Raw genomic sequence first — 20,180 nt, forward strand, 5'->3', positions numbered from 1 at the left:
GCCCGTGTGAAAGTAGGTAATCGTCAGGCTCCTTATGCTGTACGTCCAGAACCCCGGTGTCTCCGAAAGAGAGCCGGGGTTCTGGCGTTTACGCGTGCGGAAAATCAATCGCGCGCAAGAAGCCGAAGCATGAAGCTTCATGCCGCGCTGTCAGTAAATCCTCCAGCCGGAATGGCCCAATTGGCCTCCCGAAAAAATAAATACAGATCCATTCAATAAGGATCGCGAATGAATCGGCTTGCTACTCCCCGCCAGACCGAACTCGCACTTCAGAACCGCCGTGAACAACTGCATCACCTCCCGCAAACCCTCACCTTTACGCCAGCCACCTGACACGCCCGCCAGATTGGCGTCAGGGACGTGCCACTCCGGCACCATAAGATACGGTGCTTCGCGTCGGAACTCGCGCCTGTTGCGGGCCCGCGCGCAGCACGACCGAGGTGATGAATGAAGAACTGGATTTACCGCTTGATCGCAGTCAGCGCGTTGACCGCATGGGGCAGCTTACCGGCGATGGCCGCCGACGAACCGGCCTGGTTGCCCGCGAGCGCGGCGACGCGTCTACAGGGAGCAAGCGCCATCATCGAAGGTGCGAGCGGAGCGAACGTGAAGTCGACGCTTTACGTCTTCATGGACCCCAACTGTATTTTCTGCCACCTGGTATGGAAAGCACTACAACCGTATGAAGCCGCTGGCTTGCAGGTCCATTGGATTCCGATAGGTTTCCTGAAGCCTGATTCGGCGGGCAAGGCCGCGGCGCTGCTGCAGTCGAATAATAGTGCAGCACTCCTGAAGGAACTGGAAACACATTACTCCGAGAAAGACGAATCGGGCGGCATCGCGCCGCTTGCGCACATTCCGCCGATCGCGCAGACGCAGATCAACCGTAATTTGCAGCTGTTCCAGGACCTTGGCTTCAACGGCACGCCCACGATCATCTATCAGGGCTCAGGTGGTCGCTGGGCCGATCTCGATGGCCTGCCCAGGCTGGGCATGCTGCCCGGCATCCTCAATCTGCCGGAGCAGCGGATTAACGATCCGGAACTGCGGAAGTATCGCTAGGCCGCTGAGGTGAGCCGTTCCAGGAGATGTCGCGGTAGAGTGAGCGCATCGAGGTGCGGCGAGATCACCGCAATGCGTGAATGGTGAGGAATTCCAGGAGTCGGTGCACGAATCCAGGCGAGGTGAGCGCTCGGCAACGCTGCCCACTCACCCAATGCGAATTCGCGCAGTAGTTTGTGAAACTAACGATTCGATCGTGTCACGCTTCCGAAACATCATCAAGCGGTGAAGGCAGCACAAGCCGCCTTCCTCACCACCGCAGCGCTCCCGAAAATCCTCACCTCAAGCGCATATCAGAACTTATAGTCGGGGTTCTTGGGATCGAAGACTTCGGCGTCAAAGCTCTTGGGCGTGATGCTGTCGATCACGATTTTTTCGAATATCTGGCCATCGTCGCCATAGGCTTCGACGGTCCGGAAGTACGGATGACGCAGATCGAGCCCGAGCGTCTGCTTCTTCGCGTAGAACTGCGGTTTGCCGCTTGGCGAGACATACGTAAGCGCCACCACGCGCACGCCATTGACGGTCTTTACCTCGACATCGGGCTTATACGGCGCCCCCACTTCCACATACTTCTTTGCGTCGGTCATGAACTGGCTGACGATGAACTCCGTGCCCAGATCCGTGATCTTGTGATTCGACTGCGAGCGCGCAAGCGTGCCGTCGAGTGCGGTCCACATCGGCATGACGCCGAGCAGCCCGCCCAGATGCCCGTACATTTCGTCGGGTTTTTTCGACGCGTCGTAAATCACCTCCTCGCCCGAATGCTCGCCATCGGGCAGCCACTTCGCGTAGATGCGCAGAGGATCGTGATCGAGCTTCACAAGCATGTGCGCGGGCTTCGATGGCCATTTACCATTCAGGCGCTCCCAGCGCGACAGCGTGAACTCGTAGGACGGATAGCCCGACGGTCCCAGCTTGACGACGGTCGGCACCACGAGTGGGTCGAGCGTCTGAAAGAGCGCGGCAAGCTGCGCATCGTCCATCTTCACGAGCGCGCCGCTCTTTTGCGCGCGCTGCAGCCATTTCACCTGCTGGTCGACAGAGAGCTTGCTGACCTCCGCCGCGGCGTTGCCCGACGGGCTGGCAGCGGCGGTGGACGGGGAGCTGGCGTCGGTGCCGGCGTCGTCCTGGGCGAACGCCGTAGCGCAGCTCAGCGCAAGCGCGAGAGCGGCCAGACGCAAGGTACGCCGCGCTGCGACGCGTGCTATCTGCGCCACCGGCTGCGAATCGATCGTGTTCATGATTTGTCTCCCTGTATCGTTGCTTGTTTGAGTGAAGCGAAAAAGCAGAACGGCAAAGACAGAACAGACAGCGGCGCTCAGCTCACGCGCTGTTTCGCAATCTCCTCGTCGCGCAGCGCGCGCCGCAGGATCTTGCCGACGTTGGTTTGCGGCAGCGCGTCGCGGAACTCCACCGCGCGCGGCACCTTGTAGCCGGTGAGTTGCAGGCGGCAATGCGCGATCACCGCATCGGCCGTCAGCGAGGGATCGCGCGCCACCACGAACACTTTGACACGCTCGCCCTGCACGGGATCGGGCACACCGATGGCGGCCACTTCACGCACCTCGGGATGCATCGCGATGACCTCTTCGATCTCGTTCGGATACACGTTGAAACCCGAGACGATGATCATGTCCTTCTTGCGGTCGATGAGGCGGATAAAGCCCTGCGCGTCCATCACGCCGATGTCGCCGGTGGCGAGCCAGCCATCGGCGTCAAGCACCTGGGCGGTTTCGTCGGGGCGGTTCCAGTAGCCCGACATCACTTGCGGGCCCTTCACGCAGAGTTCGCCAGGCTCGCCCACATTGGCCCACGTGCCGTCCTCGCGCCGAAAGCGCACCTGCGTGGACGGCACCGGCAGACCGATCGTGCCCGAGAAATCGCGCATATTGCCCAGCTCGACGGGATTGGTCGCAACGATGGGCGAGCATTCCGTAAGGCCGTAGCCCTCGACGATGGGCTGGCCCGTCACCGCCTTGAAGCGATCGGCCACCGCCTTCTGCGTGGCCATGCCGCCTGCCATCGCGAGCTTGAGCGCGGAAAAATCGCGCTTGCAGAATTCGGTGTCGTCGAGCAGGGCGTTATAGAGCGTGTTGATCGCCGTGATGCCGGTGAAGGTTTCGCGCCGCAGGATCATCATCATGCGCTTCGTATCGCGCGGGTTCGCAATCAGGATATTGCGGCCGCCCAGCCCGAGAAAGATGAGCGCGTTCACCGTGAGCGAATAGATGTGATAAAGCGGCAACGGCGTGAGTACGGTTTCGACTTCGCCGCTGAGTTGCGAGGCCGACCACGCTTTGGCCTGCAAGACATTGGCGATGATGTTGCGATGCGTGAGCATCGCGCCCTTCGCGACACCCGTGGTTCCTCCGGTGTACTGAAGGAACGCGAGATCGCCGCTAGTGCGCAGCGCTGGCGCGAGCGAGCGGCGTGCTCCGGTTCGCAGCGCATCGCGCAGACGCACCGCCTGGGGCAAGGCGTACTTCGGCACCATCTTCTTCACATGGCGCAACACGAAGTTGAGCAGCTTACCTTTGAAGTTGAGACCATCCGCGAGCAGATCGCCCAGCCCTGTCACGGCGATATGCTCGACGCGCGTGCCCGGCAGCGCCTCTTCAAGCGTCTTCGCGAAGTTCTCGAACACAACGATCGCGCGCGCACCGCTGTCCTTCAACTGATGTGCCAGCTCGCGGGGCGTATAGAGCGGATTGACGTTGACGACCACCGCGCCCGCCTTGAGCGCGCCGAACAGCGCAACCGGATACTGGAAAGTATTTGGCAGCATGATCGCCACGCGCTCGCCGGGCGCGATCCCGACGCCTTGCAGCCATGCCGCGAAGGCTTCGGCTTTGCGCGCGAGCGCACCATAGGTGAGCGACGATCCCACGCTCACATAGGCGACGCGATCGCGGAACCGCGCGACGCATTCGTCGAAGTAGTGCGTAATCGTTTCGTACTCGGAAACGTCGATCTCGGCGGGAACGCCAGCGGGATACGATGCGTACCAGATGCCATCGGTATCGGGCGCGGTGTGCCGCGCGCTATCCGCTGGCGCCGTCTGCGCGTGCAGTTGGGCTGCCATGGTCGTCTCCAATATGTTTTTGTCGTGAATCGCCTAGCGGCGTGTGCGTCAGCCTCACGCCGCAGCCATTTACGATAACAAGCTCACCTCCCGCTTCGCACGCTTTACGACCGAGCAGTCGCTCTAGCGAACACGCACTTACATAACCGCGCGCTGTTGCAGCCCCACCGCAGAAGGCAATGTTCCAGCGCTTTCTTGCTGATCCACCGAAATTGGGCGTTCGGCCTGCGCCTGCGTCGTACCGGCAATCGCGCTGCGAAGCCATTCGACAGTCGCCGAAGGCGCGGTGACAGGCAGCATATGGCCGCCGTCCATCACCTTGAGGGTGACCTGCTTCGAGCGGCGGCGCAGCGCGTCGCCGTGGCGCGCCCAGTTCAGCACGATATCGCCGCGTCCGAACAGCACGTCCACCGGCACGGCGAGTTCCGCGTAGCGTTGCTCCATCTGCGCGAGATCGTCGGCGTCTTCGATAGCGACGAGATCGAGCGATGCATTGATGAAGCCCGTGGGCCGCAGGCTCAGCAGCGCGCCGCCGCGCGTGCGGAAATCCGCGGGCACGGCTTCGGGCGCGAACACTGCCTTGAGTGTCGGCGTACTGGTGGCGAGGCCAAACGGCGTCGCCAGCGTGCGGGCGATGAAGCGGCGCACCGCGTCCGAGCGCACGGCGAGCGCGCGGAAGGCCTTCGGCACTTCGGTCTGCACATGGGTTAGCGGCGCGATCAAGGCGATGCGCGCGACCGTTTCGGGATGATCGAGCGCGACCGCAAGCGCAATCGCGCCGCCCAGCGAATGCCCGACCAGCACCGGCGTCTGAAGATCGAGCTTCTTCATGAAGCGCGCGATGGTGTCGGCTTGCGCGCGGATGCTCGCGCTCGACTGCGCGCCGCGCGTGGAATAACCGGAGCCCGGCCGATCGACGAGAATCACGCGATGATCGCGCGCCAGCGTTTCCAGCGGCAGATAAGCGAAGTTGCGCATTTGCCCGCACAGACCGTGGACGAATACGATGGCCGGCTTGTCGCGGCTACCGATCTCGACGTAGTGCAGACGCTCGCCATCGACATCGACCAGACGGCCATCCATCGGCACGTCCTGTTCGATGCGGCGCGTCGCGCGTCGCGTGAACAGCATAAGCAGCGCGAGCGTGGCCACGATGGCGACGATCACGGTCATTCCCGTCAACAAGGGCAGTGCAATGATGTTCACGCGATTCTCCACGGGCAAGATTGTTATAGATCGAGACAGGCCGAATGCGCTTCCTCGCGCTTCGCCCACGCGATAAAACGCTGCACGCGCGCTGCGATCAGCGGCGCATCGCGCACCACGGTCCAATGCGGCGCGTCGATGATCTCACGCCGGTGGCGCCCTAACCACTGCGCCACGTTAGCGGTCAGCGCCGGCGTCACATAGCGGTCGAAGCGCGGCACGATCACCTGCACAGGCACCTCGGTGCGACGCTCACGCGGCTTACGCGCGCGTGCGATGAAATTCGCACGATAGAGCTGCAAACCGTTGATGCAGTTGCGCAACTGATCGGGATCGCGCCGCGCGCGAACGCCTTCGGTGCGATGAAGCCACCACGGCCACAACGCCGCGCCGCCAAGACGCCAGACCAGTTGCGGCACGAGCGGCAGATGAAAAAGCGCGATGTACCACGATCGCAGCGATTGCGCGAGACTCATGCGCACGCGGAAAACGTGATCGAGGCAAGGCCCCGAGATCGACGTATAGGACGCGATACGAACGGCGTTGGCGGGATCCGTGACGGCTTCCCAGCACTGGATCGAGCCCCAGTCGTGTGCGACCAGATGGAAAGGCCGCGCGCCACAGGTAGCGTCGGCGACCGCGATCAGATCGCGTGCGAGTTGCGCCAGCGTGTAATCGGCTCGCGAACTTGGCGCCGCCGACGCGCCCGCACCGCGTACGTCATAAGCGATCACGCGAAAGCGCGTCTCCAGTTCGCGGCGCATGCCCTCCCAGACGCGCGCCGAATCCGGATAGCCATGCACGAGGATCATCGGCGGCGCGTCGCGCGGGCCGCTCACATACACGGCGAGCCGCACGCCATCGGAATTCACATCGAGCCGCTCGATCGCACCGGGTACCGCCGCAACGGCAGACGCTTCATACTCGCGCCCGCCGCCGCGCGGCGCATCGCGCAAGGTACGCATGACCGTTCAGGCCGCGCGCGGCGTGCTGGCCGCGTGCAGGGGCACACGTCGCGGCGCGGCATGCGCGGCATACTGGGCGTTGGTCTCGTCGATCTGCTCGATAAGACCGTTGATCCGTTCGAGATGCTTACGATTGTTGTGATCCCACGGATGAAAGCCCGGCTTGAAAAAGCGCAGCCATTCCATCGCGATGCCAGGAAACACGCCATGGCGCGGTCCATACAGGAATTTGAGCAGCCGCCAGTAACCGCCGAACTTGCCGATGCTGCGCTTGTGCCGGCGCATCAACGCCAGGTGATAGTCGAACACGATCAGCCAGAACAGCACGGTGGTGGCGAGCATCGTGCCCGTGCGCATCAGATAGCGCTTCGGTCCCGGCTTGATGACGAGATTCCACACGTCATAAGAGACCGCCTTGTGCTCGGTCTCCTCCAGCGCGTGCCAGAGCCACATTTGCTTGTAGCCTTCCACCGAGCCTTCGATGCGCGTGCCCGTATCGGCCAGCAGCAGATCGGCGAGCATGGCGGTGTAGTGCTCCAGCGCCACTGTCTGCGCGAGCTGCAGCGACGGCGGCAGAATCTTGCGCGCGAAATTGAGAATGGCCCACAGACGCTTGTCGAGCTTGTGCGCGGGCAATCCGGCGGCCTGCAGCAGGTCGTTGTATTCGACATGCTCGCGCGTGTGCATCGCTTCCTGGCCGATGAAGCCCATTACCTGCTTCTTCAGTTCCGGGTCTTCGATACGGTCGCGATAGTGGCGCACCGAATCCATGAAGAAGCGCTCGCCCGCCGGAAAGAGCAGCGAAAGCGCGTTGAAGAAGTGCGTCACCGGCACGCCTTCAACGTGCCAGTCGCATGCCCTCTCGGGCGGTAACGCGAAACGGACGTCGCGTCGTACCGGCATGATCATGCTGTTTCTCCCTGATTTTTACCTGCGTTGTTGTTCATGGTGCGGCCCGTGCCGTTGAGCATGGCCTCGCGTTCGGCGCGTCGCGCGCGTTTGCGCGCCTTGGCCGCCTCGCGCCGCGCGCTCATCACGACGAGCGCCTGATAGGCGGCGGGCAGCGAACGCGCGAGCCAGTCGGCGGCGCGCGCATCGCGTCCGATCAGCACGCGCCGCGCGTTGCGGCGCACGCCGCCCAGAATCGTGCGGGCGGCGTCGTCGGCGGTGGTGATGAAGAACTTCTCGAATTCGTCCTTGCCCTGCTGCTCGCTCGCCACCATGAAGCCAACCATGTTCTGCGCCACGCGGCTTGCCTGGGCGATGTTGGTGCGGATGCCGCCCGGGTGCACGCAGGTCGCCGAGACCCCGCAGCGCATCATGTCGAGTTCCTGGCGCAGCGATTCGGTGAAGCCGCGCACCGCGAATTTGGTGGCGTTATAGCCGCTCATGCCGGGCTGCGCGAACAGGCCGAACACACTCGACGTATTGACGATATGACCTTCGCCGGCCGCTTTCAGATGCGGCAGAAAGGCCTTGGTGCCGTGCACGACGCCCCAGAAGTTGATGTTCACGATCCATTCGAGATCGCTGTACGACATGCCGTCGATGGTGCTGGACAGCGCCACGCCCGCATTATTGAAGATGAGATTCACGCGGCCGTGCGCGGCAGCGGTTTCATCGGCCCAGGCGAACATCGCATCGCGATCGCCCACGTCGAGTTCGCGCGTCGTCACGCGCACATTCGGCGCGAGCGCGCGTACGATGCGCTCCGTCTCGCTCAGACCGATGGCGTTCTTGTCGGCCAGCGCGAGATGACAACCCGCGCCGGCGAGTTGCACGGCGAGCGAGCGGCCCATGCCAGAGCCTGCACCCGTGATAGCGGCGACTTTATTGTCGAAGTGCTTCATATGCTTTTTTCTCCCTTGATCGATCGCTCAGACGCTGGACGTGGCGTCAGGCCGCTTCGGTCGCCCGCGTGGTCACCGTGAGCGGCGCTTCGGCATCCTCACGACGCGGCGCGCGAAACACCTGATATTCGGCGATGGAAAAATGCGCCGTGGCGTGGCGGAAGCGCCATGTGAAGCCCGGCCAGAGCGTGGTGTTCTTGCCGTTGCGCGGATCGAGATACCAGCTCTTGCAGCCGCCCACCGACCAGATCGCACGATCGAGCTTCAGCTGGATGCGCTCGTTGTAGCGCGCTTCCACTTGCGGGCGAACTTCGATGGCGTCGGCGCGATCCTTCTTCATCGCATCGAGCGCGCCCAGGATGTATTCGATCTGCGACTCGATCATAAAGACCATCGAGTTGTGACCCAGCCCCGTATTCGGGCCGACAATCATGAAAAAGTTCGGATAGCCAGGCAAACTCGTGCCGAGGTACGCATGCGCGCCGTTGCGCCACGTATCGACGATATCCACCCCGCCGCGCCCGACGATCGTGCCCGGCGCGAACGGGTCGGCCACCTGGAAGCCCGTGCCGTAGATCAGGCAGTCGACTTCGTGATGGCGGCCGTCGGCCGTGATCACGCCGGTAGCATCGATACGTTCGATCGCGTGCGTCACCACGTTCACATTGGCGCGCGTGAGCGCCGGATAGTAGTCGTTCGAGATCAGCACGCGTTTGCAGCCGATCGTGTAATCGGGCGTGACCGCCTCGCGCAGCGCCGGATCCTTGATGTGATGGCGAATATGGCGCAGCGCGATCTTTTGCACGTTTTTCATCAGCGAGGGATGGATCGCAAAACCCAGCACGCGCGATTCCAGCATCCAGTAAAGCCCGGCGCGCGCGATCTTTTGCGTGAATGGCAGCGAGCGGAACATCCATTGCTCGAACTTCGAGAGCGCCCGGTCGGGCTTGGGCATGATCCAGGGCGGCGTACGCTGGAACAGCGTGAGCTTTCCGACCTGCGGCGCGATCTTCGGCACGAACTGGATCGCGCTGGCACCCGTGCCGATCACCGCCACGCGCTTGCCTTCCAGCGCATAGCCGTGGTCCCACTGTTGCGAGTGAAACGCCTTGCCCTGGAACGTCTCCACGCCCGGAATCGCGGGCAGCGCGGCGCGCGAGAGCCCGCCCATCGCCGATAGCAACACGCGCGCCTCAACCCGCCGCCCGTTGGCGAATGCGAGCCGCCAGACGTGCGCCGACTCGTCCCACTGTGCGCTCTGCAGTTCGTGGTCGAAATTGAGCCACGGTTGAAGGCGGAACTTGTCCACGCAATGGTTCAGATACGCGCGGATTTCCGGCTGGGGCGCGAACATGCGGGTCCAGCGCGGGTTGGGCGCAAAGGAGAACGAATAGACGTGCGATTGCACGTCGCACGCGCAACCGGGGTAATGGTTGTCGCGCCAGGTGCCGCCCACCGAGCCGGCTTTTTCGAACACGGCGAAATCGGTGTGTCCGCGCTGCAGCAGGCGGATCGCCATGCCAAGCCCGGCGAAGCCGGTGCCGATGATGGCGATGCCGACCGTCTCTAGAGACCGGGTGGGTGCGTTCATCCGGAGCGTCTCCCTATGGTTCATTATTAACTGTTACATTGAATGATGTAAACATAGTGCGCGAAGCGGCCGCGCGCAAGAGGCTAGAGGGAGCATTCCAGGAAATGCACGCGAGCGCCATGAACGGGCGCAAACGCCCGTCTGGCATGGCGTTTCTTGATTCAGGAAGTTGCGCGAAGGCGCTTCGAACGAGAGGAAATAAACAGGGCCAAAATAAAAAACGCGGCGTTAAGCCGCGTTCTGGCCGTGGTGCGGCGCGGGATCAGCGCTTTTTGCTGGCGGCCTTTTTGGGGGTACGAGGCGATTTTGCGGTGGCCTCATCAGCTGCGGCGACCAACGCTGCTTCGGCGTCCGGCGCGCTGCGGCGGCCCAGTTTCTGGTCGAGGATCGTGGCCACGCGCCCACCCAGATAGTCGCTCGACTGTTCTTCCAGTGCGCGCAGGATTTCGTTCTCCACGAACACCGTGGAAAGTGGCCGCAGCCGCCAGATCGCGTCGACCAGCGCGGGCATGTCGGTGGCGGGCGGCAGCGCGCCCGCGTCGTAGCGGTCGAGATGGCGCACCACCATCTCCACCAGCACGCGCGCGATGGCGTCGAAATGCGGCCGCGCTTCTTCCAGCACGTCGAGCAGCTCGCGCGCCGGAATGCCTTCGCGCACCGTGGCCGCGGCGGCGTCGAGCATGGCCGGATTGCGCGCGACGAAGGACAAACCCTTGCGTTCGAGCAGCCCCAGATCGGCAAGGCGCGTGAGGCTGCTGGGCGCTTGCGGGCCGAACAGCTTGATCAGTTCGGGCAGCGAATAGGTCTTCGGGCGCGCATGCGACCACGGGCCGCCAATGGCGTTTTCGAGGCCGAGGATCGAGCGCAGATCGCCGCCATCGTCGATGGCCTTGATGAGATCCTGGATGTTCGAGAGCGTATAGCCGCGCGCGAGCAGGTGATTGATGAGCTTCAGGCGCGCGACGTGCGAATCGTTATAGATGCCCACGCGGCCGCGCTTGTCGGGCGGCATGAGCAGGTCGCGATCCTGATACGCGCGCACGTTGCGCACGGTCGTGTTCGCCACGCGCGCGAGTTCATCGACCGTGTATTCGCTGTCGGTGGCGCGCTCGGGCGCGAGTTCGGTCTCGGGGGGCGTGGACGATTTCGGCATGCGCCGATTTTAGCGCGAGCGGTCGTGCGAGCGCGAGACGCTGTCCCGCGCGAAGGTGCGCTGGACCACCCCGCACCCTTACCGACACTTACGCATCGCGGCGCGTGATGCTCAGGCGGGCTCAGAACCGGTACGAGACGCCCAGATACGAAATCAGCGGATCGGCCTTGAGTTCGGCGCGGCTCACGGCAAGCTCGGTGCCGTCGGCGGCCTTCACGATCACGGACGACGTGGTCTTCAGCGGAATATAGGTGAGCGAGGCGACGATGCCAAAGTGCGCCGTGACGTTGTACGTCGCGCCAAGGTTGAATACCGGCTGCCACGATGAAGACGCCTTCGCGCTGACCTGCGTCTGTCCGGGCTTGCCAGCGCCCGCGGCCAGCACCGCGCCCAGATCGTCCTGCGTGGCCTTCACGAAGTTCGGATTGAGCTGGATCGACGAGAACCAGTTGTACGACACGCCCACGCCCACGAACGGGCGGAATTTCGCATCGGCATCCCGGAAGTAGTACTGAAAGATCAGGGCCGGGCTCCACTGGCGCACGCTCGTCACGATCGGATTGGTGGACGCATCGCTCAGGTTCTGGCTGCCGAGCGCGCCCGCCGGTCCGGGCGGCTTGATGGTGCCGTGGCCGTAGAGCTTGAAGGTGGGCGGCACGCCCGCCACCGACGACACCGCGATGTGATCGGTCAGAAAGTGCGTGAACACGAGACCCACCGTATCCGCCTTGCTGGTCGACAGGCCGGTGCCCTGCGAGGTGAACGAACCCGGCAGGCGCAGCGGCGTGTTGATCGGCGTGGGCGCAACGGTCGTAGTGAGCGGCGTGCTCGATTGCTGTGGCATGACGTGGAACCAGCCGAGCACGGCCACATTGTCGCCCGCATGCTGGGCATGGGCAGCCGTGGAGAGGCCGGCGGCGAACATCGCCGCGGCCGCTGCCTTCGCAGTGCGTCTCATCATTCCTCCCTGTTACTCTCAGGTTCGGGTGGCCTGCCCGCGCGCGGCAGCCGTCTCGTGAACGGCTGGTCCTGCGCGCGCCTTTCGGCTCGCCGTCGTGCGCGATCCAGGCGTGCAAGCCTGGCATCGCGCGCGGGCGATGAGCGGTCACCTCATGGGCAGCTTGTCCCTCGTCGAACGCTGCATAATTTCAGACCCGTTCAGGCATCCAGAACGTGCGATCACTGCACGAAAGCACCCGCCGTGAAGTACGGCGCCGACGCATTCGTCAGGTCGAGGAAGCTGAACACGCCGCCGGTGAAGGTCATCTTGCCGGTCGGCGTCGTGCCGGTCGAAGCATTCACATGCGTGGTCGTGACGACGCCCGGCACACTCTGCGCGAAGTTCAGATCGAGCGCGGTCGCAAGCGACGCCTGCGAAGCGTTGAATGGATCGAGCAGCGTGCCCTGCGTGCCGCTGAGCGCGAGCGTGCGATAGTCGAACTGGCTATCGACGCTGATGTACTCGCCATCCTGCGAACCTTGCGCGACGGCCATTTGCGGCGCGAGCACCGAAATGCCCGATTCGTCGTCGGCGACCGGGCCGGTTGCGCCGCTTTGCGGATCGGTGCCGATCTGCGGATACGCAACGCCCGTGCGCACGAGCACCGGCACGAGCTGGCCGCGCAGTTTGCCGACGATCATGAAGCCCTTCGCCGCGTTCTTGCCGGTGACGAGCGTGGGCTTGACCTGCCCCTGGAAGTTGTCGGTTTCGAATGCGCCGCTGCCGTCGCTCGACTGCGTGAGATTGGTGCCGGGCTGCTGGCATTTGCCTGCGTTCACGCCGGTGTTGTCGCACTCCTGCCATGTGCCGTCGGCATTGATGGTGATCTTCGCGTCCACGGCGGCGGGCAGGAAGTTCTGCGACGGCACCTGGTGATAGCCGAGCTGGTTATACGTGCCTGCCACGTTGGCGATATTGGTTTCGATCGACGAGAAAGCGATAAACGGGTAATACGGGAACTTGGTGTCCGGCACCACGCCGATACCGCCCGAGCCCGCGAACTGGATCTCCGCGCCCGGAATCGTGCCGCCCGCCACGCCCATGCCGATAAACACGCGCGCCGGCCGCGACGAATCGAGGCTCGCGCCGTTCAACTGGAACGCGCACTGGTTGAGCTTGGCCGTGGGCAGGCCGGTTTCCTGCGTGATCGTGCCGGAGACCACTGTGCCCTTGCGCGTGGGCGTGACGGTGCCGGTGGTGGCCGGAATCGGCGATTCGACGTAGGTGATCTGCCAGGTCTTTTTGGTGGTATCGAGTTGCAGCTTGACGAGTTCACCGTCACCGCCGCCGCCCGTATACACGGTGTTGTAGTCGAGCGAGGTCGGGCACAGCGCCGTTTCGACCAGCGGCGGGCTGCTGCTGCCACCGCCGCCGCAAGCGCCCAGCGTGAGCATCAGCGGGGCGCCCACGCCAACCATGGCGAGGCACTTCGCGAAGTGCTTTGATTGCATACCGCGTCTCCAGATTCATTCTTGTAGGCGGGGCGCCGGCTCCCTGTCGTGGCGCCCCGTTCTGGCTTGCTGCGTGCTGCCTGTTTCCTGCTACCTGTTGATTCGTTATGCGAATCAGCGCTTACTGTGGCTGGATCAGCGCGCCCACACCGAAGTACGGCGAGTTGGACGTTTCGCTATTCGCCGACGTCGAGGTGACGCCGCCGTTTTCCTCGCCATTCAGGAAGATGCCGTACAGGCCCCCCACGGCGATCACGTTGCCGGTCTTGCCGTTGTTGTCGGTCGCGCCGATCAGACCCGGGTGCGTCTGTGTGTAATCGAGCGTGAACGTGCTTTGCGTCTTCATCGTCGAGGGTTTGAGGAAGCCGCCCGTGGCGCCGTTGATGAGCGTGGCCGTGTAGGCGAAGTTCGAATCCGCGCCAACAAAGCTGCCGTCGAACGAACCGGAGGTGAGCGTGCTGGCGGGCGCCATCATCGCGATGCCCGATTCGTCGTCCACGGCGAGCGAAGTGAGGCTCTCGTTTACGTAGCCCGTGCGCACGACCACCGGCACGATCTTGCCGTTGAGCTTGCCGAGAATCAGATGGCTCGCTCCGCCGTGCGCGAGCAGCGCGACGGACGCCGACTGGATGCGCGGTGCATTGGCACTGGTGAAGTAGCTGCCATTCGAATCCGTGGCCCACTGCGAGGTGGCCGTATCGCACGACGTGTTGGTCGCGCCGCTCGTCACGCTGCAATTGCCGCTGGCGTCGTAGGTTTCCTGGGCGGTCGTGGCGGCCGCGGCGAAGTTCTGCGTCGGCACGATGTGATAGAGCAGCGCATTCCAGTTGCCCTGCAGGTCGGAAAGACTCGTGCTGACCGACGAGAACGCCAGGAACGGATAGAAGTCGAAGGTGCGCGACTTCACGCTCGGAAACAGCAAGGCGGCCGTGCTGTCGCCGCCGATATTGACCGTTGCGCCGGGGATGCCGCCGCCCGCCACGCCAAAGCCCACGTAGATCGTTGGCGGGTTATTGGCGTTGTACGCGGTGGTGTAGGTGCTGCCGTTGAGCGTGCCGGTGCCTTGCTGAAGCTGGAACGCGCAGGCGATCTGCGCGGCCGTGGGCAGTGCGCCGCTGGGCGGATGCTGGACCGCGCCGGTGATCGTGAGACCCGCACGCGTGTTTTGCACCGAACTCGACTGTGCCGGAATCGGCGAGGCGAGGAAGGTCAGCGAGTAGGTCATCTTGGTGGGATCGATGCTCAGGCTCACCACCTCGCCGCTGCCCGCGCCGCCCAGATACGTGTTCTTCGCGATATCGGCATCGGCCGGGCAGAGCGCCGTCGCAGCGGTCGCGCTGCTGGGTGCGCCCTGACCCGTGCATGTCGAGCCCGAGCATTGCGCCGGATTGATCGCCGACGGATCGCTCGCCTTGCCTCCACCACATGCAACTAGAAGCGGCGTTGCGGCTGCGGCCAGCGCGACGCAGCGGACAATGCTCTCGAACATATGTCTGCCTCCCTGTCTCGTAATAATTTATGCGCTGAAGATTGGATCATGACATTGCACGCTGTCAATTGAACGAATCACTCTAAAACCGCGCCAGCAAGCCGTATCGCCTGCGCTGTCACGGCTCGGACCTGCCGCAACAGGGGTTTGTCCTGATGTGTCCGCCGCGCACGGCGGGGCGCCGGCGCAACCGGCATTCCTGGCGCGGTCCGCGCAGATTCCCGAAAGGTGGGACGATCGTTGCGCGCGCATATTATGGATAACGGCCTTTTGCGGATCGACAAGCTAGAGGCAAACCCTGATTACGATGCATAACGAATGAAAATTTGCGGGCAAGATTCGCAAATTCATTCCAGGCAATTTGCTTTGGTATCCGAATAAATGAATTCAGGGTTACGTGATTTATTCGAGGTTGATTTTGGCGGGCTATTTGCCGGGCTAAGGTGAGGGGATTCGGGATCTGGTTTCAGGCCTCGCCGAGGTGAAAGGTGAGGCTTTTCGGGATCGGAATCGACCGAAGATCAATGCGGCCCGAAATGCGCCCGGTAAACCGCTATACGTTGCGAAAACGGCAAAGGTGAGTATTTTCGGGAACCATAAACGCCCCTGAAAGCCGAAAAAATCGGTTTTTCAGGATGTATTCAAGTTACTTTGCAGATTTTTTAAATAAAAGTGACTGGCCGCGGATTTTAAGGTGAGTATTTTCAGGAGGGGCTTTGATCTCCTGTAATCGGCTGTTTATTGAGAACCGGTATAAATAGCGATCGGCGCGGGCCGATGCCGCCCGCGCCGCGCTACGGAGTTGCACGATGGGACTTTTCGACCGCCTGTGGCCGCGCAAACGTGTGCAGCCACTCCAGGAAACGGCGCAGACGCGCGCCCTCGTTGATCGGCTGACGGTGCTCAGCCCGTCGCTCAAGCTCGCGCGCGCGTATCGCGAACGGCTGGTGCCGGCGCTTGCCACCTCGCTTGGCTATATCAGCGAGCTGGTCGAGCGTCTGCCGCCCGCTCACGAAGCGAGCGCCGCGAACTGGCTCGCCGATCCCTACATCCACGCGTTCTTCGCCGCGCCCGATGAAATCGCGCCCGTGTTGAGCCGCTCGCCCGAACTGCACGCGTGGTTCGACAGCCATCCGCTCGCGCGCGAAACCTGGGCCGTGCTAGGTATGGCGATGAACGAACGGCGCGGCTTCGGCGTCAGGCAGCAGGGCGACCAGGTGCACGCCGACGTCGCGCAGACCACGGTGAGCTTCGACGATCATCAGGTGCGTGTTTGCGGCGAAAGCGAAGCGGACTTGCGCGCGCAGATCGTGCAGCGCGTGGTGGAGCAGATCGCGCTGGAAGGGCTCGCGCAGATCGCCGCAGACGAGTCGCGGCGCGGCGCGCTCGAAGAGGAAAGGGCGCTGCTGCGCACGCGCCGCCAGCTGCTCACGCGTCAGGGCGCGGGCACGCAGCACATGGTGGGCGAGCGCGCGCTCGCGGATGCCGCGGAGCTCGCACGGCTGGAGGCGGAAATTGCGGCCAATGAGCAGGCGCTGGCAGGGCTGGGTCTCAAGACCGATGCGATCGAGCATGAACTGGAAGTGATCTGCGACGTGCTGGGCCATCCCGCCAGGCACGCCAACGTGGAGATGCGCCAGCTGACGCTCAACCCGATGAACGTCGTGATGGAGCCGGCCGAGGGTGGCGTGCCGATCGTGTTTCCGCTCGCGCATATTCCGGCGAGCCCGCAAGGCGTGCGCGCGTTTTCGCTGGTGCGCTTCGCGCGCGCGGATCTGGTGGCGTTGCCGAAGGTGCTGGATGCGGACAGCCGGTTCGTGATCTGAACCCGGGCAGACCTTCCGGCACAAAGGTGAGGGTATTCGGGATCGTGGGGCGGCGACGTTTGTTCGGCTCTGCGAAGCGTGAGGTGATCCAGGATGCGTGACTTCAGCTCACTCGACGAAACGGTCTCGCGCAAGAAGTCACGCAATTTCTGCGTAAATCATGCCCGAAAATTTCCTGGGAGTCCCAGGTCACGCCAGGTGATTGCTAACCCCGGCCCGGTGATGACACGCAAAGCCAATGGTGAGGGTTTTCGGGAGGTGATGCGCGCGGCACGTGCAGTTGGCGTGCGGTGAGGGAACGAAACGGCCGGCGATTCACCGTTTTCGTGAGCAGTTTTCGTGAGTACTGCGAGACGGATATTGGAGAAAAACCGCTGGTACAAGGCCGTTTTTCTGCAGAATTTTCCTGGTAGTCCCAGGTTAAGCGAAGCGAATTTTTTCGAATTCGTATCGCTGACACCGGCTAAAAAGGGCAGAGGTGAGAATGTTCGGGAGCGTTGTTTTGCCGGTAAACGCAACGCTCTCCGTTAGGGACGAAAAGCAGAAAACCCCTTAAAACAAGCCTTCGCCGCCCGATCTGCAGCAGCTGCGCATCTCCACCTCCAACCCAAAGGTGAGGCTTTTCAGGAGCCTTCAACCGCCCACGCCGTTACGCCGCTTGCAGCGATGTCGAAGCGCAACGCGCGCGCACCGTCTGGCGAGTCGGCGCAGTCGTCGGCGGGAATATCGAACAGTTCGCCCGCCAGTTCGATCGTCACATAGCGGTCGCCGTGGCGCAGCGACGTCCCGGCGATGCGGCCTTCCCAACGGCCATCGGGTGCGGCGCGCAGCGCGCGCGGCGCAACGCGCCACATCACGCGCGAACCTTGCGCGAGCGCTTCTGCGCAAGGCAGCCGTAGGCCACGCGCCGTCTCGATCTCACCCGTTCCACGCACGACACCCTCGCCGATGTTATGCAAGCCAAGCAGATCGGCCACACGCAGCGAAGCGGGGCGCGCGAACACGGCATCGACGGGGCCGGCCTGCAGCATGCGGCCCTGTTCGATCACAAGGACTTCATCCGCGAGCAGGGCGGCTTCGTCGGGATCGTGCGTGACGATCACGGTGACCGCCGCGATCTCGCGCTGGAGCGCGCGCAGCGATTGCTGCAGCTTGCGGCGGCGCGGCGTGTCGAGCGCGGCAAACGGCTCGTCGAACAGCAGCAAGGGGCTATGCCGCGTGAGCGCGCGTGCGAGCGCGACGCGCTGGCGCTGGCCGAAGGAAAGCTGGCGCGGCAGCCGTTGGGTGAGCGTGTCGAGGCCCAGATGCGCGAGCCAGTAGCGTGCGCTGGCGGCATCGGCATCGACGGGAAACGCCAGTTGCTGCGCCACCGTCATATGCGGGAACAGGCCGTAGTCCTGCGGCATATAGCCGATCTGGCGGCGCTCGGGCGGCAGCACGCCAAGATCGGTTGCGCCGAGCGTCACCGCGCCGCTGTCGTTGGCTTCGAGCCCCGCGATGATGCGCAGCGCGAGCGACTTGCCCGAGCCGGACGGCCCGATGATCGCCAGCCGTCGCGTGCGCGGCTGCCAGGCGACGTCGAGCGTGAACGCCCCCAGATGACGCTTCGCCGCAAATGCGAGCCGCAGATCGGCGGCGTCGCTCGCGGCGGCGGCGGGCGTGATGGCGGTGAGTTCGTCGCCGTTATCGACGCTCACCGTCAGCGTGCTGCGCGCGCCGCGCGTGTAGACGGAGAGCACCGCGCAGACGATTGCGATGGCCAGCGTCGGCAGCAGCAACGGCATCATCGCGGGCAGGCCCTGGCCGCCGAACACCACGTAGGTGTAGACCGGCAGTGAGTAAGGGTGATAGGCGACCATCACCGTTGCGCCGAATTCGCCGAACGCGCGCAGCCACGCGAGTGCAAGGCCCGCGCGGATGGCGGGCCAGGCGATCGGCAGGGTGACGCGGAAGAAACGGCTGGCGGCGTGATGGCCGAGCGTGGCGGCGACGTCGTCGTAGACGGGATCGACGGCGGCGAACGCCGAGCGCGCCGCGACGATCAGAAATGGCGCGGCCACGAAGGTTTCGGCGAGCACGATGCCGGTGAAGGAATCGGTGAGCGCGCCATTGAACAGCAGGCCGAGGGGGCTATACGGGCCGAGCAGAAACAGCAGCAGAATGCCGCTCGTGAGCGGCGGCAGCGCCAGCGGCAACTGCACCACGAAACCCAACAGCGCGACGCCGCGCGCACGCGATCGCGCGAGCCAGTAGCCGAGCGGCACGCCGCCGGTCAGGATCAGCAGCGCCGCCACGCTCGCGCTCCCCGCCGACACGCCCACGGCCGACCAGGTCGCGTGCCAGTCGACGTTGGCCCAGTCGGCCTGGCCGATCTGCGGAATGCTGGCGAGAAAGGGCGCGCACAGATAGACCGCGAGCAGCGCGCCCAGCCACCAGAGCGGCCTCGCGGCGCGCTTAACGGGTTGCGTCATGACTGCGGCAGGCTCATTGCTGCGCGGCGTCGATCACCGCCTGCACGGAGGGCGGAATCGCCTGGACGTTGCCGTTGACGGCGGGCTTCGTCACATCCACGCCATGTTCGGCGAGCAGCTTGCGGCCTTGCGCCGAGAGCAGGAAGTTCACGAAGCGCGCGGCGCCGGCGTTATTCGGCGCGTCGTTGAGGATCGTCAGCGTGTAGTTCGCCTTGATCTTCAGCTCGGGCGCCGGGTGGATCGACGGAATCTTCAGGTCTGACGTTTCGGTCGAGTAGAAGAAACCTGCGTCGAGCTGACCCGATTGCAGACGGCCGACCAGCGTTTCTTCCGGCAGCACCTGTTCCGGGTTCTCCGGCGCGCCCAGGGTCTTTTCGACCAGATCCGGCTGGTTATACGCCTGCGCGGCCTTCGTCATCAGTTCGACGGTGAAAGCGCCCTTCGGGTCGAGCTTCGGGTCCGTGCGGCCAAGGCGGATGCCCTGTTCCTGCAGCACCTGTTCCCACTTCTTCGTCTTGAAATCGGCGGCAAAACGGCTCTTGGGGTTATAGCCGATCAGCAGCGGCGATTCCGCGAAATTCGCGTACCACGAAACGTGGTTGCCATTGGCCTCGCCCATCAGGTTGGCGTTGACCTTGGGGCTCGCGCTGATGAATACGTCGCCACGGCGCAGCTTGCCCTTGATCTCATTGGCGATCTTGTTCGAGCCGGCCGCATAGCCCTTGAAATGCAGGCCGGTTTCCTTTTCGAACGCGGGGCCGACGCTCTTTTCCATCAGGTTCACGAGCGAGCCTGCGTAGAGCACGTTCACATCATTGTCATCTGCCGCGAATGCGCTCGAACTCGCGGCCAGCACGCTCGACATCATCACGACCGATGCGATCAACTCGCGGATCATCTCATCTACCCCGTAGCGTTATAAAGGACGATATATTACGACGTCCTGGTGGAACGTTGTGCTTATCCGGATGCCCAATCTTCGCGATAACGACCGGGCGTGTATAACGGGCGCGGCTACACTGTCCGGCTAA

At 63.7% G+C, this 20,180-nt stretch carries 15 protein-coding genes; 2 read left to right on the top strand and 13 right to left on the bottom strand.

Annotated features, from left to right (window positions below):
- The first annotated feature begins 447 nt into the window (after positions 1-447).
- Positions 448-1,062, top strand: coding sequence for a thioredoxin fold domain-containing protein (locus F4827_RS31350; RefSeq protein WP_183731798.1), 615 nt, complete (start codon positions 448-450; stop codon positions 1,060-1,062).
- Between the two features lie 293 nt (positions 1,063-1,355).
- Here F4827_RS31350 and F4827_RS31355 read toward each other — a convergent pair whose 3' ends face one another.
- The 11 genes from F4827_RS31355 to F4827_RS31405 form a co-directional block, all read right to left on the bottom strand.
- On the bottom strand, positions 1,356-2,309 hold the full coding sequence (locus F4827_RS31355; RefSeq protein WP_409258877.1) for a DUF1571 domain-containing protein: 954 nt from the start codon (positions 2,307-2,309) through the stop codon (positions 1,356-1,358).
- Between the two features lie 74 nt (positions 2,310-2,383).
- Positions 2,384-4,147, bottom strand: coding sequence for an AMP-binding protein (locus F4827_RS31360; RefSeq protein ID WP_183731804.1), 1,764 nt, complete (start codon positions 4,145-4,147; stop codon positions 2,384-2,386).
- 138 nt (positions 4,148-4,285) lie between these two features.
- Positions 4,286-5,320 (bottom strand): alpha/beta fold hydrolase, encoded by a 1,035-nt coding sequence (locus F4827_RS31365; RefSeq protein WP_183731946.1) that lies wholly within the window; start codon positions 5,318-5,320, stop codon positions 4,286-4,288.
- A gap of 56 nt (positions 5,321-5,376) precedes the next feature.
- Positions 5,377-6,318, bottom strand: a complete 942-nt coding sequence (locus F4827_RS31370) for an alpha/beta fold hydrolase (RefSeq protein WP_183731807.1) — start codon at positions 6,316-6,318, stop codon at positions 5,377-5,379.
- 6 nt (positions 6,319-6,324) lie between these two features.
- Positions 6,325-7,227: a metal-dependent hydrolase gene (locus F4827_RS31375; RefSeq protein ID WP_183731809.1), complete on the bottom strand. Its 903-nt coding sequence runs from the start codon at positions 7,225-7,227 to the stop codon at positions 6,325-6,327.
- Complete coding sequence (locus tag F4827_RS31380; protein ID WP_183731812.1) at positions 7,224-8,168, bottom strand: SDR family oxidoreductase; 945 nt, start codon at positions 8,166-8,168, stop codon at positions 7,224-7,226. The genes F4827_RS31375 and F4827_RS31380 overlap by 4 nt, the downstream gene beginning before the upstream one ends.
- A 46-nt stretch (positions 8,169-8,214) precedes the next feature.
- Positions 8,215-9,759, bottom strand: a complete 1,545-nt coding sequence (locus F4827_RS31385) for an NAD(P)/FAD-dependent oxidoreductase (RefSeq protein ID WP_260175496.1) — start codon at positions 9,757-9,759, stop codon at positions 8,215-8,217.
- A 262-nt stretch (positions 9,760-10,021) separates the two neighbouring features.
- Positions 10,022-10,912, bottom strand: coding sequence for a MerR family transcriptional regulator (locus F4827_RS31390; protein WP_183731818.1), 891 nt, complete (start codon positions 10,910-10,912; stop codon positions 10,022-10,024).
- Between the two features lie 121 nt (positions 10,913-11,033).
- Complete coding sequence (locus F4827_RS31395; protein WP_183731949.1) at positions 11,034-11,870, bottom strand: OmpW family protein; 837 nt, start codon at positions 11,868-11,870, stop codon at positions 11,034-11,036.
- A gap of 221 nt (positions 11,871-12,091) precedes the next feature.
- The gene (locus F4827_RS31400) at positions 12,092-13,330 is read right to left on the bottom strand and encodes a DUF2957 domain-containing protein (RefSeq protein ID WP_183731953.1); all 1,239 of its coding nucleotides are present in this window, start codon (positions 13,328-13,330) and stop codon (positions 12,092-12,094) included.
- Between the two features lie 154 nt (positions 13,331-13,484).
- Positions 13,485-14,852, bottom strand: a complete 1,368-nt coding sequence (locus F4827_RS31405) for a DUF2957 domain-containing protein (protein WP_183731821.1) — start codon at positions 14,850-14,852, stop codon at positions 13,485-13,487.
- 809 nt (positions 14,853-15,661) lie between these two features.
- On the opposite strand from F4827_RS31405, the gene F4827_RS31410 reads away from it, so the two are divergent.
- Positions 15,662-16,678, top strand: coding sequence for a hypothetical protein (locus F4827_RS31410; RefSeq protein WP_183731824.1), 1,017 nt, complete (start codon positions 15,662-15,664; stop codon positions 16,676-16,678).
- 623 nt (positions 16,679-17,301) lie between these two features.
- Here F4827_RS31410 and F4827_RS31415 read toward each other — a convergent pair.
- Together F4827_RS31415 and F4827_RS31420 are read right to left on the bottom strand one after the other, a co-directional pair.
- Positions 17,302-19,149, bottom strand: coding sequence for an ATP-binding cassette domain-containing protein (locus F4827_RS31415; protein ID WP_183731827.1), 1,848 nt, complete (start codon positions 19,147-19,149; stop codon positions 17,302-17,304).
- A gap of 13 nt (positions 19,150-19,162) precedes the next feature.
- Positions 19,163-20,047, bottom strand: a complete 885-nt coding sequence (locus tag F4827_RS31420; protein ID WP_183731830.1) for an extracellular solute-binding protein — start codon at positions 20,045-20,047, stop codon at positions 19,163-19,165.
- Positions 20,048-20,180 lie beyond the last annotated feature (133 nt).

The organism is Paraburkholderia bannensis (assembly GCF_014200455.1).
Taxonomy (GTDB): Bacteria; Pseudomonadota; Gammaproteobacteria; order Burkholderiales; family Burkholderiaceae; genus Paraburkholderia; species Paraburkholderia bannensis_A.